The sequence below is a fragment of the Mycoplasma sp. 1018B genome, assembly GCF_024582675.1.
Lineage (GTDB): Bacteria > Bacillota_I > Bacilli_A > Mycoplasmatales > Metamycoplasmataceae > Mycoplasmopsis.
Map to the genome: position 1 here is coordinate 457945 of NZ_CP102084.1, position 21599 is coordinate 479543.

Below are 21599 nucleotides of genomic sequence, written 5' to 3' on the forward strand. Positions count from 1 at the left end.
CCTTTTAATTTATTATTTAATGACAAAATTAACTATTTTATTAATAATGAAAATTTCTTTTATTATTTTTTTATTTTCTAAAATAGATTTAATTATTTTTTTTGCTTCTGTTAAAACATATTCTTGATTATTTTTTTCAACGGGAACAATTATTTGATTTTTGAATTTTCCATTTACAGTAATTGGATAAATTATTTCTTCATTTAATAATGCTCTAGGATCTAAGGATATTTTACTTAAATTTTTTAAACCAAAAAATTTATCGCTAAGTTCTCACGCTAAATGAGGCATGAAAGGTTCTAAAATGTTTAATATTATATAAAAGAATTCATTATTTAATTCTAAGTTATTTATATTATTAAAATCATTTAATATTTCCATACATAAAGCAATAATAGTATTAAATGAATTATTGTTTGAGATAAAAATATTATTAAATTTTTCAACTAATTCATACATTTTTTTTCTAGCTTTTTTTTCAATAGAATTTAATTGGCTAAAATCAAATGTTTCTAAATAATTTTTATAATCAAATTTATTATCTAGTATTTCATAAGATTTTTGAATTATTCTGTTAATAAATCTTTGACAACCTTCTATTCCAGTATCAGATCACTCAAGATCTTTTTCAGGAGGAGCGGCAAATAATATAAATAAACGCACTGCGTCTGCGCTATATTTATTAATCATTTCTTCTGGACTAACTATATTGCCTTTTGATTTAGACATTTTAAAACCATCTTTTAAAACCATCCCTTGCGTAAGTAATTTATTAAATGGTTCTCTGTAATTTAATAATTTTAAATCGGCTAAAACCTTAGTGAAAAATCTTGAATATAATAAATGTAAAATAGCATGTTCAACACCCCCTATGTACTGATCTACATTTTTTCAATAATTAACTTCTTCATCAAAAATAACATTATTTCTTTTAGGTAACGGAGTTGTATATCTAGCAAAATATCAACTTGATTGTCAAAAAGTATCGAAAGTATCGCTTTCTCTTTGTGCTATTTTATTACACTTAGGACAAAATGTTTTTAATCAATCAGAATTAGTTAAAATAGGATTTCCTTCTCCATTAAATTTTACTTTTTCTGGTAATTTTACAGGTAAATTAGAAATTTTTTCAGGTACAATGCCACAATCTTTACAATGGATAATTGGTATAGGGGCACCTCAATATCTTTGTCTACTAATACCTCAATCTTTTAAATTTGCTTTATTGCTTTTTATATAATCTATATCAAACAATTTGTTTTTTGTGTTATTTTTTTTAATATTATTTTTAATAGCAAATTCTTTATATGTTTTATTTTCATCAATATTAATAATTAATATATTTTCATCAGTTAATGCGCTTGCAAAATCAGTTATATATATTGGTAAACTAAAATTTTTAGATTTAGCTAAGCAAGGCAATTTAAATAATAATTTTTGATCAAACTTTTTTGCCTTTGCATTATTTGTTATAACATTAATTTTTTCTAAATCTTCTTGATTTAATACATTATCATCAAATAATTTTTTAATTAATTTATTTTTTGATGATATAGCTAAAAAATCAGCATTAATTAATTCTTGATAATTATTAAAAAAAACATTTAAATTATGATTATTAACAACAAAATTAGTTTCATAACCTTCGTTATAATTAATTCAATTCTTTTGCATTAATAAAACTTTTTCAGGTCAATAATTTTTAAGTTCTGACAATGAATCTTGTAATTCTTTTGCATATTTAGTAATTTTTACATAATATTGAGGCATTAATTTCTGAATAACTGGTTCATCACATCTTCAACATTTACCATTTTCTACTTGTTCATTAGCAAGTACTGTTTTATCTTTTTCACATCAATTTAAAAACGTTTCTTTACGATAAATTAATCCTTTTTCTCACATTTTTACAAAAATTAATTGATCAAATTTAGTGTAATCTTCATCAGCAGTAATAATTTGTCTACTTCAAGTAAAAGAAATACCCAATTTTTTAATGCTCTCATTCATTTTATTTATGTTTTGATATGTTCATTCTTTAGGATGAATATTGTTTTTTATTGCAGCATTTTCTGCTGGTAAACCAAACGCATCTCAACCAAAAGGATGTAAAACATTAAATCCATTTTTACGATAGAAACGAGCAAATACATCACCTAAAACATAATTTCTTACATGTCCCATATGTATATTGCCACTTGGATACGGAAACATACTTAAAATATATTTTTTGGGTAAATTAAAATCATTTTTAGGTTCAAACAATTTATTTTTTAGTCAAAAATTTTGTCATTTTTTTTCTATTAATTTAACGTCATAATTCATTGTTTATACCTCAATTTTATTTTATTTTTGTTAATAATATATAAATATAATACATAATACAAATTAATATTAATTATATTAAAAAAGTTGTTATTTTTATTTTTTACTATTACATTATTATTTTTAATTTTTTTAAAGTTGAAAAAAGAAAAAAAGACAAACGAAAAATATTATTGTTTGCCTTTTTTTCTTGAATTGATTATTTTAAATAATTTTACTATTTCATTATAAATTATCAAACCAAAAGCTAAAGGTAATCCTATAAATAAAATTAAAAGATTATTTCAAATATTATCAACCATTCTAAAAACTTCAGATAAACCAGGTATAATAACAACAATTATAGTGCAAGTTGCTGAAAATAAAGCAGCCATTCACACTATTCAATATTTTCTCAAAGAAGCTCTGAATATAGATTTATCAGACATTAAATTAATACTATTTAATGAAGCCGCGACTCCAAGAGTTATAAACGCACAAGTAGATGCAGTTTGTAAAAATTCGGCGCCTGTTAAATTTTGTTTTATTGCAACTAAAGCTCCCAATGCATAAGAAATTAATGTCAATAAAGATAAAATAAGTGATTGAATAATTAAATTAGTTCCCATTCCTCTTGCAAAAATGTTTTCTTTTTTTGAATAAGGTTTGCGATTCATCACATTTTTACCGCTATCCACTAATCCTAAAGCAATAGCAGGAAAACCATGAGTTAATAAATTAATTCATAAAAGTTGCGAGGCTCCAAAAATAAAAAACTCTGTTTGAATTCCAATAGTATTTTTAAAGGACAAATAAAATACAATCATTCCAATTAACATTACTAATACTTCAGTTACTGAAGAAATAAGTAAATTCATTATTACTACTTTAATTTTATCGAAAATTAAACGGCCATTTTTTACTGAATTGACAATAGTATTAAAATTATCATCAACTAAAACAATATCAGCAGCTTGTTTAGCAACGTCAGTACCAGTTATACCCATTGCACAACCTATATCACTACTTTTTAGTGCAGGAGCATCATTAACACCATCACCCGTCATAGCTACAACTTGATTATTTTTTTGTCAAGCTTGTACGATTCTTAATTTATCATTAGGATTAACACGTGCATAAACACTAATTTCTTTAACTTTTGCTAATAATTTTTCATCATCTCATTTAGCTAATTCTTCACCAGTAATAGCTAAATCATTAGTATCATATATACCTAAATCCTTAGCAATTGCTTTAGCTGTAGTTAAATGATCTCCGGTAATCATCACTGTTTTAATTCCTGCTTTTTTGGCTAAAGCAATGGTTTCTTTAACGTTATTTCTTGGTGGATCAATTAATGCAACTAGAGCAAAAAGTTTTAAATCTTTTTCGTCAGCAAAATTAATTTTTTCTTTATTTATTTCTTTAATTGCAACAGCTAAAACTCTATAAGCCTTTTGAGCAAAATTTTCGTTAGTTTCAATATATTTATCAATATTTTGTTCCTTTATTAAATTAAATAAAATATCAGGAGCACCTTTAGTAATAAGATAATTTTTATTTTTATATTTAACTAAAGTAGACATTAATTTTCTATCACTATCAAAAGGTAAAGAATCTAAAATTTGATATTCATTTTTTAAATTTTTTTTATTAATATTTAAATTATAGGCAAATTTAAGTAAAGCAATTTCTGTAGGATCGCCAGTTTCAATTCAAGAACTATTTTTTTCTTCTCATTCTAATGAAGCATCATTGCATAAAGTTAAATATTTAGCTAAAAGAATTTGTTCATCCTTAGTAGCTAATTCCATTTTATTATTATTAATTAAAGCATCAACTAAAGTCATTTTATTTTCGGTTAATGTTCCGGTTTTATCACTACAAATTATTGAAACTGAGCCTAAAGTTTCTACTGCTAAAAGATTTTTAGCTAAAGCTTTTTGTTTTGACATTTGTGCTACACCAATGCTTAATAAAACAGTAGTAAAAGTAATTAACCCCTCAGGTATAGCTGCAACTGCTAAACTGATACCTATTACCAAAGAATCAGTATAAGTTTTTAATTCTCTAAAAGCTTGATTTTTTATAGTTCCAATTAAAATAACTTGTAAAATAAAACTTACTAAAAGTAAAACAATACCTGAAATGCCAAAAATTTTACTTAATTTATTTAATTTAATTTGTAAAGGGCTTAAAACTTTTTCTTGTGTTTGTATTAAATCATTTATTTTTCCAATTTCTGTATCTTTAGCAATTGCTTCAACTATTGCAATAGCTTTGCCATTTGCTACATAAGTGCTAGAAAAAACTAAATGATTATTTTCAGCCAAAATTGTAGATTTACTTTTTTCAAAATCTGCTCATTTGTCTACTGGCAATGATTCACCAGTTAATGAAGATTCAATAACTTTTAAATTAAAAGCTTCAATTATTCTTGCATCAGCACTAATAACATCTCCAGCATTTAAAACAATTAAATCTCCAACTACTAAATCTTCTGCAGGTACTATAATAGTTTTACCTTCTCTAATAACTGTGGCATTAGCCTGATTCAATTTACTTAATGCTCTAACGGCTTGATCACTCTTAACTTCTTGGTAGGCCCCCAACATGCTATTTAAACAAACAACAAGAAAAATTATTCCTGGTTCTACATACGATACAACTAATTCTGTTCCATGATTAACATTAGATAAATGACCATAAATAGCTAATGCTAGACTAATCAATGCAGCTATTAATAATAAAATCACCATTGGATCTAAAAATTGTTTAAAATAAGCAACAAAGCAATTGACCTTTTTATTTTTTAATAAAGTATTTTTACCAAATTTATTTTGTAATTCCTTTACTTGTTTATTTGTTAACCCTTTTTTATAATCAATTATTTTTTGCATTCTGCTCCTTTTTATAATTCTTTAAAATTATAAAAGATAAAAATAAAAAAACTATTTATAAAGAAAAAAAGTATAAAAAAACTGGCGGAACAGAGAGGATTCGAACCTCCGCGGGAGTTGCCTCCCCTACAGTCTTAGCAGGACCGCCTCTTCAGCCAACTTGAGTACTGTTCCATCAGCTTTTTAATTATATAAAAAAATAATGCAAAAGCACTATTTTTTATTTTTTTTCTTGTAATAAAAGAATCCTGCTATTCCCGCTGCTATAGCTGCTAAAATAGAAAGAATTGAGCCAACAATAATTGCAGTTTTATTTGTTGATTTTTCTTGAATAACAACTTGATCATTATTGTTATTATTTCTAGTAATTTTTACTTCTAAAGAATTGCTTGTTTTGTTCATTTTTAGTTCATTATCTTTTGAAAATGTATAATTGCTTAAATTATTTTTAACATATTCTTCTAAAGCATTTTTTAATTGTTCATTGTTTGCTCTTGTTGGTATATTAATTTCAGCATTTTGAATTAAAATATTTTCATCATAAAAACTCACACGTAATTTAAAAATATTATGTAAATAAATTACTTGATTTTCTTTTACAAATATTTTTAACTTAGAATCGCTTGTTATATATTTTGTAATATCAAAATATGACGATAAGTCAATTTCTTGACCATTTTTATTAATACTTAATTCAATGTTATTAATTTTTTGTTGTGTGTTAGCTAGAACAAAATCTAAAATTATCTTTTTGTTTGATTCTAATTCTTGAGCATTTGAATCTTTTTCTTTATTATTTTTTATGATAATTTTATAAGTATCATTACTATTTAAAGTTAATATATGATCGTCTAACAATTGATAATCTTGAGGAATTAAAGAAGTTAAATCAATCGTTGTCTGATTTTGATCAACTGTTAATTCTTCTTGTTTAATTTCTTTATTATTTTGATCAATGAAAATTACATTTATTATTCTTTGATTTTCGTTTTGAATTGGTTGTTCAATATTTTGATTTTCTTTTTCCTCGTTAATTTTATTTTTATCAATTAATTCTATTGTATAAAGATTAATTTGTGAATCTAAATTAATTTTAGAAGTTGTTTTAAATTCATAATTTTCAGGTAAATTGCTACTTAGATCAAGAATATCATTCGATAATTCAACAATTTTATTGAAACGAATAAGTTCTTTTTTACTATCTTGATCAACAAAAACAATTGTAATTTCACGTTTTGTTTGTTTAATTAAAATTTTAATAGAACTTTCATTATTATATGAAATTAAATTATTATCTATAAGTTCATAATTATTAGGCAATCCTATGCTTGGATTAATTTCATTATTATTAATTGTATTTTTATCAAGTGGATAATTATTTATAACTTGTTGACTTACAAAATCAACATATTGTAAAATAACGAATTTTTCTTTTAAAACTACATTTATTTTTAAATCATTAGTAATAAATAAAGAATTATTATCTTTATCAATTAATTCATAATTTTGATTATCAAAATAATTATTTAAATTAATTTGCTCGCCTGTAATTTTAATTTCTAAATTAGCTTTACCTATTGATAAATTAGTTTCATAATTAATAAAATCTATATTGATTTTTTTAGTTTTTTCTTTAATTTTAATTATTAGTTTATTACTATTAACAAGCATTGTTTGATCATCAGAATTAACTAGTTCATAATTATGAGGAATATAAGCAGTAGTATCAATTGTTTTTTGATCAAAATTAATACTATGATTAAATTGTCTAATAATTTGTTTATCTAATGTTTCCAAACTTATAGTTAAGTTAATTTTATTTTTATCAATTAAAACATTTAATTCATTGTTTTCATTTATATTATAAGTATTATCTTTATTGAATTGATAATTAGTTGGCAAAATATTGCTTGGAATAATATTGTCAATGAAAGCACTAACTTTAATTATTTCTTCATGAACAATATTTAAACTTTGAGCATCAATAAATTTAACTTTTACATTTTTATAATTAGGCATTAAATTAACTGTTAAATCTTTAGCTATTAAAACTTCATTTTCAGTATCCACTAATCTAAAATTATTTTGATCAAAAAGTGTCATCAGATTTACTAACTCACCATTAATTTTTAAAGACAAAGTACGTTTAGAAATAATTTCATTATTTTCTTTATTAACAAAAGTTACTACATAATTATTGGTTTTATATTTAGCCATAGCATTAATAGTATCTTGTATAAGTACTATTGGATTTTGATAAGTGGCTAATTCTAAATTATCATTCAATAATGGTCTTAAATCAATATTTACATCATTACGATTAACTTCATTGTTTGTCGTTTGTAAAATATTGCCTTGAGCATCATGGAAATTAATTTGAATAGGCTTTTGATCTTTAAGAACTTTAACTTCAATAATTTCTTTGTCAGTAATATTAACTAAATTTTGATTATCTATTGTTTGATAACCTTCAGGTAAATAAGAAATTAAATTTATATTATTAATTTCTAAATTGATTCTTAATTTACTTTGTTTAATTATCAAATTATTTTCATCAATAAAATTAATAGTAATATATCTACTTCTTTGCATTAATTTAATTTCTTTATCTTCGTTAGCAAATATATATAAATTATTATTTTCAGGAGTATACAGTTGATAATCAAAATATAAGCTTAAATCAATAATTTGTCCGTTATTATTAGCTAAATCAATTCTTTCTTGTTTAATTGTTTGATTATCTTTAGCATTTTTAAATGTTAAAGTAATAGATTTAGCTGATTTTAATATATAAACAATAGCTTCTTTTTGTTCATCAGTAATTGCTAAAATAATTTGATTATTATTATAATCTAGTAAATAATCATCAGGAATATAACTTAATAAATTAATACTTTGATCATTTTGACTAATAGTAATGATTTTATTAGTAATAATTTGATTTGTTTCTTTTATTTTAAATTGTAAATTTATTTTTCTAGTTAAAGCTTTTAAAGCAATTGTAAGATTATTTTTAACGTTAACTTTATTTGTATCAATTAATTCATAACCTTGTGGTAAATAATTATTTAAATCTATTTCTTTATCATCTTTTGATATTTTAATTTTTAAACTTTTAATTAATACCTGATGTTCATTATCAACAAAATTTAAGGTTATGCTTTGTTGATTCTGTTTTACTAAAATATTTGTATTATTATTTACAAAATATTCATTAGCTTGTTCTGTTATTATTTGATAATCTGCATTTTTAAAATAATCATTTAAATTAATATTTTGTCCATTTAAAGCGATTTCAATAAATCTATTACTAATTAATTCATTAGTTGTTTGGTCAATAAATTTTAATTCAATAGTTTTACTATTTTTAATTACATTAATACGAACGGAATTATTTAATGTTATTTTTGCATCATTTTCATTAACTAAAATATAACCTTGTGGTAATAATTCTAAAATATTAATTTCTTTATTTTTAAAATCAAAAGTTTGATTAACGCTTGAAATAATATTACCATTATTATTTACAAAATAAATAGTTGCATTTTGTTGTTTATTTTTTATAACTACATTAATAAGAGTTTGATCATTAAGAAGAATTATTGAATTATCAATGTAATAATTTTCAGGTAAATAATTTGCAATATCAATTTCATTTTGTTCAAAAGAAATACTTAAATTAACTGGTAAGCCAATAGTTGAAAACGTATTTTCATCTATAAATCTGAAGGTAATTTCTTTTTTCAATGGTTGCAATAAAATAATTTTATCTTCAATTATATTAATAGTATTATCTTCTTGATTTGACAATTTATAAATTAATGTATCAAAATAATTATTTAAATTAATAATTTGTCCTCGAGTATTAATATTTATATTAACAATATTAATTAATTGTTTATTAAACTCATTAACAAAAGACAGTTGAACGCTTTTTTGTTTATCTTTAACTAAAATTTCAATTTCATTAGCAAAAGTAACTATATTATTCTCACTATTAATTAACTCAAAATCAGTTGGTAAATAATCATTTAAATTAATCTGGTTAGCATCATAATCAATTTCAATATTTTTAATTTCTACAATATTATTTTCTAAATTTTTAAAAGTTAATTTAACTTCTTTAGTATTTTTTGTCACTTTTACATCAATTAAATTATTTTCTGGAATAACTCGTTGATTATCTTTTAAATTAGATAATTTATAAAATTTAGGTAAATAATCAGATATCATTAATTCTTTTAAATTAGAACTAATTCTAATTTTTAAAGTATCAACTGTGTTTTGTGATATTAAATTTAATGTCACAATTTTAAACAAAGGGATTAATTTAATTGTCACGTTATTATCAATGTTTATTTCATTTTGATCAGTTTGTGCTAATTGATAATTTTGATTATCAAAAAGATTAAGCAAATTAATTTTTTGCCCATTACGATTAATATTTAATATTTGTTCATTAATTAAATCATTTGTAAAATTATCAACAAAACTAATTTTAACTTCCTTGAATAATGGAATTAAATAGACAATTAAATTCCCATTTATTAAAACATTTTCTTCTTGATTTGTAGCTAATTGATAATTTTTTTTGTCTATAAATTGACTAACATCAAAAGTTTGTCCATCAGCACTAACATTTAAACTGATGCGATTAACTTCTTGACTATTTTCTGAATTAATAAAAGTAATAATATATTGTGCTTGTTGTGGTACTAATAAAACATCTATTAAACTTTCAACGCTTACAATATTGGGCTGATTAGGAGCAAATAAATAATTAGATGGCAAATATGGTGTTAAATCAACAATTTTTTGATCTTGATTAATTTCGATTATTTGATTATGAATTGGAATTGCAGGATGATTAATATCAATAAATTTTAAATTAATTTGCTTTTGATTTTTAATAATTACAATGTCAATTGAATTATTATTGTTTAAAGTATAAGTAGTTTGTTGATTTTTTAAAGAATAATTATCAGGTATTAAATTTTTTATATTAATTTGATTCTCATTGTAATTTATATTATGTGTTTTACTTAAAATAAGTTCTTTATTTTCATTGACAAAATTAACAGTAACTAATTTATATTTTGGTGTTAATTTAAAAGTTTTTGATTCACTAATAAATTCAATTTCTTGAGAACTATTTAAACTATAGTTATTAGTATTAAATAAAGTAGTTAAATTAATATTTTGACCATTTTTTAAAATAATTAAATTATTAGTTTGAATAATTTCATCATTTGAATTTGCTAAAACAAAAGTAATTTCTACTTCTTTAAAATCATTGTTATTATTGTCAGTTCTAATTAAATTGAATTTGTTAATTAAATCTTTTTGTTGTTTTTGAAAATTAATTAATTGATCTAAATTTCTTTGTTTAATTTGATCAGAATAATTATTTATTAATTTTTTATGTGATTCTTTTAAACTTTCAAAAAGTTTATTACTATTTATAACATCATTAATTGATAATAAATTAGTATGTTGTTCATTAATAGTACTAATAATTGAATTAATTTGTTTATATAAATCAATCTTATCATTAATTAATATTAAATTATCTCTAATTTGTTCTAAAGTATTTACACTTGTATAATCATTAATCAATTGAATTTGTGAACTTAATTCCGTTAAATTTTCAATTTCTTTATAAATAGAATTTTCAATATTTTCATTTAATAAATTGAATAATTGAGTTTTATTATTTTTAATAAAAATTTTAAGAGAATTTCTTTTCTTTATTATTTGATTAATGTTATTTTCCAATTGTTGTAAAACTTCTTCAATAATTTCAAAAGAGGGTTTATGTTTATTAAGTAAACTTAAAAAATTATTAATTGATAAACTATAATCACTTTGATTTAATTTATTATTTAATATTAACTGATTTAAATTTTCAAATTTGGAAGTTAGATTTTTTAATTTATTAATATTGTTTTGATCTTTTAAATATTGATTTAAATCACTGAGATTATTTAATTTAGCATTTAGTGTAGTTTCATTATCATTATTTAATGTTACTTTTAAAGTATTAATATCTGTTTGAATAAAATTTAAATAATTTTGATGAATTAAATTTTGGTTGTTTAGAATAATTTGTGAAATTTCTTCAATATTTTTATTTATTTTATTTATTAATTCTTTATTTAAATTTTGTTCATTATTTAATTTACTATTTTGAATTAAATTAGTTAAATTTTGTAGATATTCTTTTTCTTTTTGATTATATGAATCATTTGTAACAAATGAAGTTATGGCATAATAATCGGTTATTAAACCAACTGTATTATGAAATTCTTTAATTTCTAAAATTAAATTATTAATTGTATTGCCATCTTCATTATTAAAGTTATTATTATTTAATTTATTTAATGTCTCTTCTATTAAATCATTCAATAAGAAAATATTATTTATTTGTTCTTTTTTATTAATTATTTCTATTATATTGTTCAAATTATTTAAAAAATGACTATCACTTAATTTTCAAAAATAATTTTGAATAGTTATATTTCCTAAAGCATCAATTTGTTGTGATATTTGATTCCTTAATTTATTGTCAAAACCAATTGCATTTTTTAAATCAGTAAAAATTAAATTTAAACTTTTTAAAATTTCTTCTTGTGAGGTTTTCAAATATTCATTTGTAAAAATATTAAGAGAATTGGCAAAATTAGTATTAAAAATAGTTAATCTTTTTAATTTTTCACTTATTGCAATTTTTGAATTATTGAAAATAACATTACTTTCTATTTTGCTTTGTTTAATAAACGAATTAATAATTGTTAAAAAATTATTTATTTCGTCTAAAAGATTTTTATCATTGCTTAAACGTTCATTAATTAAATTAAAGTTTTTTGTTAATTCTTCTAACTTTTGATTAGTTTCACTTATATTATCTAATGATAAATTTGATAATAAATTAACTACTTGTGTATTTTTAATTGAATTTATTTCATTAGTTATATAAATTTTATATGAAATATAAATTGGTGTTTGATTAGGTCTAATATTTTGTTCAAAAAATGGTATTGATAAAACTTCAATTTTTTTAATTGTATCAAGAATAGGATCTATTTTGTTGCTTATTTTTTGAAAATTATTTTCTATTTTATTAATTTGAGAATCAATTCATTCTGTTTCAATATTACTATTTAATATTGTTTTATTATTTTCTATGCCTAAATTTAAAATTTGATTAAAAATTTGGTCAAAAATTTTTCGTATTTGAGAATTATTACTATTTAAACGATTTAATTTTTGATTTTTTAATTGAGAGACAATATTATTACTATTATTTAATGCGGGTAATAAATTATTATTTAAAAAATCTATTTTTCTAGATAAATTAGCTATTTTATTTCTGTTGTTTTGATTATCAACAGTAATATCTATTTGATCTATTAAATTATTAATTTCTTGAATTTTAGTTTGTAAAATTGAATTATAAATAGTAATTTTATTTATCGATGGAGCTAAATTTAATTTTGTTTTTAATGCTCTGATTAATTTAAAAATAGCATTTTCTCCACTCACAGTTGACTTACGAGTATATTCACTTAAAACATCTTCATTATAATAATCATTAGCAGGTAAAATTTGTCTATACTTAACTGTTAAAATATCATTTAAATTAAATTTAAAATTATTTTTATTTAAGATTATTTTAAGAGACTTTAATTCTTCTAAAGTTAATTTTCTTTTTTGTTCGTTATAAACAATTGATTTTTGTCCATTAATTGCTCTTTCAACATTTATATCTAAATAAATATTTTCTACTGCATTATTATTGCTTGATAAAGTTATATTAAAAGAATTATCTCCAGCACTTGGCGTTGTTTGAAAAACATTAGTTAATAATTTTGAGTAGTGATTTTGTTTAATTTCTTCTTCAGATCATGAATAATTTCTCTTTAGTATTTCTTCAATTATAGCAGCAGAAGGAAAATCCATTGGAACAATTCCTAATACTCTAAATTGTTGATTTTTCTTTAAAAAATCATGAATTTTAGGCATTGTTTTTTGAGCATTATTTCAAGGAGAGCTTCCATTTGCTCAACTAACAAAATTAATATAGAAAAAATCTCCTGAATTTGTTTTGCTATTATTTGCAATAATATTTTGTGAAGTTATATAGGCTTCTGTTTTACTATTTTCATTGACATTTTCATATCTATCTTGAACTAAAAACATTCTATCAAAAGAACCATTATTAAATAATGGGCCAAATTCTCTTGTAGTTGTTATTAAATGATGAAAATGATTAAACATTAATGCTTTTCCTCTTAGTTCTTTTAAAGTAGGAACATAAGCACTTGGTTTATTACCATAATTAAAAAATAAATCACGAAATTCACTACTACGCAAAGCATTTAATAATCTATCTGATCATTGTCTATTAGCATTATCATTTCTAACACTACCATTTTCTTCTTTAATTCTAAATAAAACTGTTTCTGAGGGGTTTGCTTGAAGAAATTTTTTAACTTCTCTTAAAAAATCTAATAAACTAGTTGAAGCATAAGCTGCACCGTGCGTTAATCAAAAATTACCATCTTGATATCTAACACGTATATCAAAAAATCTAATTCCTGCTTTTAATTGTTGGGCAAAATTCATTACTTGCGTTTGCGCTAAAGAACGTCCAAAAAATCACGCTGGACCAGTTCCATCAAACATAGCTGAATCATGTGTTCCAGGAATGGATAAATTAGTTATTTTTCTTTCATCAGGCACATTTTTCATTCATGTAGAAAAATCTACTGTTGCATTTTGATTATGACCTTCAAAAGAATTTTGATTTTTAGCTTTAGTATAATTTTTTGGCGTTGATAAAGAAAAAGTAGATAATAATCCAACTGCTATAACGGCAGAAGTGATTAAATTTAACTTTTTAAAGTTTCTATTTTTCATTTATAACCTCCATAATTTACATTTGATATATATATATATATATATATATATTAGTCATATTATTATACTAAAAAGATATAAAAAAATAGGGATAACCCTTATTTTATTTGATTTTCCATTGAAAATTGTGTGGTTTCTTCTTTAAAATCTACGTTATTGCCTAAAGAAATTTCAATAGTTCAAACATCTGATTTACTTGAAGTTTTCTTAGCTTTTGAAAAATTAATTCCATTTACTGAATAATTTAACGATTTGCTTATTTTTTTATTAGTACGTTTTTCTAATCATTTAGCTAATGTTAATTTTTCTTCATCTTTAGATAAATCTAAATCTACTTCGATTTCTTTTTCGATTGTTTTAACCTTAATTTTACTATTGGCTTTATATAATTCTAGACTAATTTCTTCCAAATATTCTCATTCTTCTTCGTCATATTCATCATAAATTTCACCAACTATTTCTTCTAAAATATCTTCTATAGTTATTAATCCAATTATTTCTTTAGATGAATTATTTTCTGTAACAAATCCCATTTGAGCTTTATTGGATCTTAAAATTTCTAAAGCTTTAGATAAAGAAATATTTGAACTTAAAGTAGGCACAGTTTTGATATATTTACTAATATTACCTTTTTGAAGTGTAAAAATATCTTTTAATAAAATAATTCCTATAAAATCATTTTCTTTATTTTTTACTGGCAAACGAGAATAATTAGTTTCTGCAAAAACTTCTAAAACTCTAGAAATATTATTATCAACTTCTACAAATGTTATATCTTTTAATTTTACAAAATGTTTTTTTACTTTTACACTATCTAAATCTAGTGCATTTTGTGCCATAATACTTTCATTAGTTTCTAAAACACCTTCATTTTGTGCCACATCTATTATATTTTTTAAATCTTCTTCAGTATTAGTTATGTAAATTTTTTTGCCTATTTTACTAATTGGATAAGTAAATGGTCAAAACAAATAATAGAAAAACAATAAAGGATAACATAATGTTTTACTAGTATATATTGGATGACTTTTTGCTATTAATTTAGGAATTATTTCGCCAAATAAAACTATTATCGGCGTCATAACAGCAGTTGATAATAAAGCAATATAATTTTCTAAATTAGTACCACTCAGTGTTATTGATAAAATTCATGACAAAATAGCAGAAGAAGCTATATTAACAATATTATTACAAATCAATATTGTTACTAAAACTTGATTAAAAGCTAAATATTGTTTTTTTATCAATCTATTTGTAAAATTATTTTTATTACTTATTAATGTTTCAACTTTACCTAAATTTAAAGATGTATATGCAGTTTCTGCAGCACTAAACATACTACTTGCAATTATTAAAATAATTAATAAAATTATCGTAACTATTAAAAAAGTATTGTTAAAAGGTTTTGTTAAAATTTGATTATTAGATGTAGTTATTTCTAAATATTTAGTAGTTATATTATTCAGGTCCATGAATTATTTTTCCTTTTTATTTTATTATTATAAATATTATTTATTATTTGATGTATCAGAATTTAAAAAATCTTTTTCATCGATGAATTTTCCTATTGGCATATCAAAAGTTAAATCAATATCTTTTAATGGTCCACTTCTATTCTTAGCCACAATTAATTTAGTAGGGGAAAATTTATTAGATCAATCAGTTGCCTTATTATAATAATTTTCTCTATATAAAAAAGCAACAATATCCGCATCTTGTTCTATTGCTCCACTTTCTCTTAAATCTGCAAGCATAGGTTGTTTATCTTGTCTTTTTTCAACTTCTCTAGATAATTGACTTAAAGCAATAATTGGTATATTTAATTCTTTAGCTAATAATTTTAAAGTTCTACTAATGGTAGCCACTTCATTTTGTCTATTGTCACTTTTTTTTGTATTATCCAGAGAAATTAATTGTAAATAATCTATAACAATTAAATCTAATTTATGTAATTTATGTCATCTGCGACATTTTCATACTAAAGTTCTTAAAGTTGATGATCCAGAATCATCTATAAATAAATTTAATTTGTCAATTTGTTTACTTTTTACATTTGCTATTTGTACTCACTCTAAATCGCTGATATCTTTAGCATTTTTTAATTTGCTGGTGCTTACATTTGACAAAATGCTGTAAACTCTAGACATTAATTGTTCAGGCGACATTTCAAATGAAAAAAACGCCACATTTTTTTTATTAAATGATTTTGCTACATTAATTGCTATATTTAAAGCAAAAGCTGTTTTACCCATAGCAGGTCTTGCAGCTATAATCATTAATTCAGTTGGTTGTAATCCTTGATTTAAAACATCAAAAGATTCAAAGCCAGTAGATAATCCATTTATTTCATTTTCTCTGCGATTTTTTAAAGTAATTAATTTTTCAAAATAATTATCACTGACTTCTTTACTTGAAAGAAAAAGATTTTTCGATACTTGTGAACCCACTTCATAAATAATCTCTTGCATTTGATTAAGTATTGTTTCAGAATCTGCTTTGTCTTTTGATTCAAAAAGATTATTTAACTGATTTAATCCTATTTGTAATTTTCTTTGTTTTGATATTTCTACTAGATTTTCTCTATGCATTTCTAAATTAACAAAAAAAACAATAGTATTAAAAATTTTATTAAGAAAAATTAAATTTACATTTCTATCTAATCCTAATTCTTTTGCTTTCTCAATTATTGTATCTTCATTTATACTTTTACTTTCTTCATAAAGCGTTCTCATTACCACGAATAATTCTCTGTTAGAAACATCATAAAAATCATTTGGTTCTAAAAAAGGAATTAATTCTCCAGGTGAGTCATATTTATGTATTAACAAAGATAAGATTTTTTGTTCTAAAAGTATATCTTTTATTATTATTTCTTCTTTTAAAATTTTCATAACACCTATATTAATTTAATTGTTTCAAAGTAATATTAACCTTTAAATTTGCTTTTATATCCTCAAATATATGTATTTCAATTATATGTAATCCATTTGAAACTAAGTGAACTTTTTGAACTGCATATTTATTTAATTTATAACCTTTTTTTTGCAAATCTTTAAAAATTTCTTTTGTAGATATAGCATGATGAACATTTAAATTGCCTCTGCTATCAATTTTTGCATCAAGAATGTATTCTAATTGATCATTTTCTAACAGTTGTTTTAATTTTAAAGCTTCAGCTCTTTGTTCCATTTTTTCAGCAATTAAATCATTTAATTTTTTATCTAATTGTTTTTTAGTAAATTCATTATATGGTAATGCTAATCCTTTTGCTATTAAATAATTAGTTGCATAACCATTGCTAACTTCAATTATTGTATTAGCTTTCCCTTCTTTAATATCTTTTAATAAAATTACTTTCATATATTCTCCTTTATTTAGCACTTATTATAGCTTGAATAATATTATCTATAAAAGTTTCCATATCTTCTGATGTTTCTGCTGCTGCTGTACCAAAATGTCCGCCTCCGCCAACTTTTTCAGCAATTATTTGAACATTAGTATCTATTCCTCTAGCACTTAATTTTAATTTATTATTGATTTCATTTCTAGCAATTACAAAAGAAGCTTTTCTGTTGCTAATACGTAAAATTTCCTCTGCTGCTATAGAAATAGTATCATTTGAAACAGAAACATCTTTATATGAGAGATAATAACCTGGTTTGATTTCTTTTAAATTTTCTAACAATTCTTTAACTTTTTGATTTGTTTCATAATTCATTTTTAAAGTTTCGCTACTAATAGTTGCATTAGCTCCTTTACCTTGTAATCAAGAAGCAGCTTCAAAAGTTTTAGAAGTAACATGTTTTTGAAATTGTAAGGTATCTAAATAAATTCCATTAAGTAACATTTGAGCAATTTTAAAATCTATAGGAATAATATTTTTATGTAACATTAAAATTTCAGTAACTATTTCCGAAGTAGAAGAGGCTGATGGATCAATTATTTTTTGTGTTTTTGGAACGAAATCCAAATTATTATTTAATCTATGATGATCAAGTATAAAAATATTATTTTTATCAATTTTTTTCAAAGCTTCAGGATTATCTGTTCTAGAGGGATGCGCATTATCTACAAAAAAAACAAGTGTTTTTTCATTACTCAATTTATCTGCTTGTTTAGATTTTATAAATATATTATTATCTTCAAAATATTCATTCATTATTTTTCTAGTAGTAAAATCTTGTGTTGATGTACAAATAAAAACTTTTTTATTATAATATTTAACTATTGTGGCAATTCCTAATGCTGAACCTATTGCATCTAAATCAGCATTTGAATGACCATAAATAATAACATTTTCTATATTTTTAGATAATAATTTATTTTTCAAAACTTCCAAAATACTTTTTATTCTTATTCTATCAAAAGAAGGCAAAATTTCTTTAGCAGAACCAAAATAGTTAGCATTTTCATTATCATGTAAAATACAAATTTGATCTCCACCTCTGTTTTGTGCTAAAAGTAAAGCAGATTTAGCTTTATTCATTTTTAAACCTAAATCAATAATTCCACTAGCAAAACCCGCTGAAACAGAATAAATATATTTTTTTTCTGATTCATTGGTATTATGAAAATTATGTAAACTATCAAAAAATTCAAAATTTTCTTTTTTCATTTTTTCTAAAGAAGCAAAATCAGTAATTATTAAAAATTTACCATTTGTATTATATTGTCTATAAAAAAGATTATATTTGCTGGATAAAATATCTAAAATATTAATTACTTCTTTATTTAAATTAAACAATTGTTCTTCTGAAAAAAAGGATTGATATAACTGATAATTATCAATTTCTAATTCTCCCACAACAACACTTCGATTTTCATAAAGTTTCATTATATTTTTTTCCATTGTTATATCTTTAATTAAAAAAGAATTAGATAAATTTCAAAAATTAACTTGGTAATAATTATTATCATGGCGAAATTCAATTGTTTTTTCATTTTGATGTTTAATTCTAAAATGATTAAAAAAATCATTAACGCTTTTACCAGTTCATTTATCACCAAAACGAATATTTATAAATTTACTAGTTCATAATATTTTATTATTTATATCTACAATTATTGAACCAACTAAACTATAACTATTGACTTCATCTAAATATTGATCAAAAGAAAATCTTGTAATATTTTTATAATGATTATATGCATAAATTTGTTTAGTTATTATCAACCCCAAAGAAAAAAAGGATAATAAAATTAAAGCCACGAAAATATAATTAATTCATTCTAGTTGAATTGTATTTATATTTCATATATAAAGAGCATAAAAAATTATTAATAATATAGATAAACTAATAATTAATATTGATAATAATCAAATATAAATTTTGCTTTTGCTTTTTAAATTAACATTTTTCATAGTTATTAATATTATTATAATACAAGATGTTAATTTTCATTATTGAGATAATCTTTATCAAAAATTTTTTTAGCAATATTTTTGGGCACAACTTTAATTAATTCTTCGTATGGAGCATTGAAAATATTGGCATAATTATGAAAATAATTTAATAAATTTGTTTCCATTTTTGGACCTAATCCTTTTATTGTTTGTAATTTACCTTGCGTTGAGGTTATTCTCAATCTATTTCTTAAATGTTCTTTTGCAAAACGATCAACTTCTAATTGCATTTCACTTAAAAAATTACGTAAATTACTATCAATAGTATTTATTAAAATTAAATTTTCATTTAAATCTATTAATCCTTTAGTTTTATGATTATCATCTTTTATTAAAGCAATAATTTTTAAATTTAAATTATGTTTTTTCATAATTTTTTTTACTGAATTTAATTGTGCCATTCCACCATCAACAATTATTAACGAAGGAAAAATATTTTTTTCTAAATTACTAAAATATTTTTCAGCAGTTAATTCCATATATTCAACATCTGCTTTTCTAGTTAAATTTAAACCGTGATTAAATTTTCGATATCCACTTTTATTTTTTACTCCATTTGTATAAACAATAGCCACTCCTATTGGATTAGAATTATTTAAATTCGAATTATCAAATAAAACAATATCTTTAAGATTTTCTAAACCAATTAATTCACTAAGGGATTTTAAATTATTTATAGTTTTATTAATTTTAAATTTGTAATTTAAAAGCTCTTTTTCAATAAATACATTTAAATTTAAATAAGCTAAATTTAATAATTGTTTATAAATTTTAGTATTATCACTTGTTAATTTATAAATATTTAAATCAATATCTAAATCCAAATTTAATAATTCTTTATCTACCAAAATTAAATCAGGAACTAATTTATTAAAATAATAATGATCTAAAAATTCTTCAAAGAAAAATTTAACATTTAAATTACTTTTAAGTACAATTCTATCACTATCCATTAATATACCATGTCTATAAAATAAAATATTTAAAAAAATTAGATCATCGACAACTTTATAAGAAATTACATCTAAATCTTTTTGATCTTTTAATTCAATAACTTGCTTTTCTTTTAATTTTTCTAAATATTCTATGGATTCTTTTAAATCTTTAGCAATTTCAAAATTTCATTTTTCAGCTGCTGAGTGCATTTCCTGTTTTAATTTTTTCAAATAATCTTCATTACTGAAATTTAGAATTTTTTTTAAATTTAAAAATTTTTGTTTTCAAAATAATGGATCATTATTTTCAATTTTTAAACCATTGGTATAAAATGCTTCTCTTTCAATTAATTTTAATATTTTGCTGGCACCATAACCGTTAGGAAAAGGGCCCAAATATAATGAATTAGGTTTTTTCTGAATTTTATGTTTATTTAATCTTGAAATTTTTATTTCGGTATTTTTATAAGATATTTCAATATATGGATAGTATTTGTCATCTTGTAATAAAATGTTGTATTCTGGTTTATATCTTTCTATTAATTTTCTTTCAAGTAATAAAGCTTCTTTATCATTACTAACAATAAATATTTGATAATCACTTATATCATTAACCATTTTATTTGTTTTAAATGAATTTATTGATCCTTCAAAATATTGTTTCATCCGATTTTGCAATTTTTTTGCTTTACCAACATAGATAACATCATCATTTTTATTTTTTCATAAATAAACACCGGGAAGATTTTTTACATTACTTAATTTATTTTTATCAAACATTAATCAGTATAGTCCTCAATATATTTAGAAAGTATATTTTTAGGGTAATATTCGTATAAAATCTTTAAAATTTTGTTATTTTTACAATAAACAAAAGAAGGAACTTTAAAAATTTCTCAATTAGAGGACGCATTTTTATATAAATTTGCTTCTTCTGCGTCTATTTCTAAAAATATTACATCATCTCGAGTTTTGTAATCTTCATACAATTCTTTAATAATGGGTTTCATTATTTTACAATCATTGCATCATGAAGTAGTAAATACTAGAAAAAATAATTTTTTAGCATAATCTTTTCTTTCAAGTATTTCTTTTAATTCATTAAAAGAAATTTTTTTCATTAAATTTCTCCTTTTG

General features: G+C 21.7%; 9 protein-coding genes and 1 tRNA gene. All 10 read right to left on the reverse strand.

Annotation, left to right across the window (positions count from 1 at the left end):
- Positions 1–12 precede the first annotated feature (12 nt).
- A complete protein-coding gene (locus NPA14_RS01765; protein ID WP_257075661.1) occupies positions 13–2325 on the reverse strand; it encodes a class I tRNA ligase family protein in 2313 nt (770 codons plus the stop codon).
- 170 nt (positions 2326–2495) lie between these two features.
- Positions 2496–5204: a cation-translocating P-type ATPase gene (locus tag NPA14_RS01770; protein ID WP_257075663.1), complete on the reverse strand. Its 2709-nt coding sequence runs from the start codon at positions 5202–5204 to the stop codon at positions 2496–2498.
- A gap of 82 nt (positions 5205–5286) precedes the next feature.
- Positions 5287–5378, reverse strand: a tRNA-Ser gene (locus NPA14_RS01775).
- A gap of 39 nt (positions 5379–5417) precedes the next feature.
- A complete protein-coding gene (locus NPA14_RS01780) occupies positions 5418–14123 on the reverse strand; it encodes a hypothetical protein (RefSeq protein ID WP_257075665.1) in 8706 nt (2901 codons plus the stop codon).
- 98 nt (positions 14124–14221) lie between these two features.
- Entirely contained in the window at positions 14222–15595 is a 1374-nt protein-coding gene (locus NPA14_RS01785; protein WP_257075666.1) for a CNNM domain-containing protein, read from the reverse strand.
- A 36-nt stretch (positions 15596–15631) separates the two neighbouring features.
- Positions 15632–17014: a replicative DNA helicase gene (gene dnaB / locus NPA14_RS01790; protein WP_257075667.1), complete on the reverse strand. Its 1383-nt coding sequence runs from the start codon at positions 17012–17014 to the stop codon at positions 15632–15634.
- 10 nt (positions 17015–17024) lie between these two features.
- Positions 17025–17483, reverse strand: coding sequence for a 50S ribosomal protein L9 (gene rplI / locus NPA14_RS01795; protein WP_257075669.1), 459 nt, complete (start codon positions 17481–17483; stop codon positions 17025–17027).
- A 10-nt stretch (positions 17484–17493) separates the two neighbouring features.
- Positions 17494–19485 carry a DHH family phosphoesterase gene (locus tag NPA14_RS01800; protein ID WP_257075671.1) on the reverse strand — a complete coding sequence of 664 codons (1992 nt, stop codon included), beginning with the start codon at positions 19483–19485 and terminating at the stop codon, positions 17494–17496.
- A 29-nt stretch (positions 19486–19514) separates the two neighbouring features.
- On the reverse strand, positions 19515–21242 hold the full coding sequence (locus NPA14_RS01805) for a GIY-YIG nuclease family protein (RefSeq protein ID WP_257075672.1): 1728 nt from the start codon (positions 21240–21242) through the stop codon (positions 19515–19517).
- Positions 21242–21583 carry a thioredoxin family protein gene (locus NPA14_RS01810; RefSeq protein ID WP_257075674.1) on the reverse strand — a complete coding sequence of 114 codons (342 nt, stop codon included), beginning with the start codon at positions 21581–21583 and terminating at the stop codon, positions 21242–21244. Before NPA14_RS01810 ends, NPA14_RS01805 begins: the two co-directional genes overlap by 1 nt.
- Positions 21584–21599 lie beyond the last annotated feature (16 nt).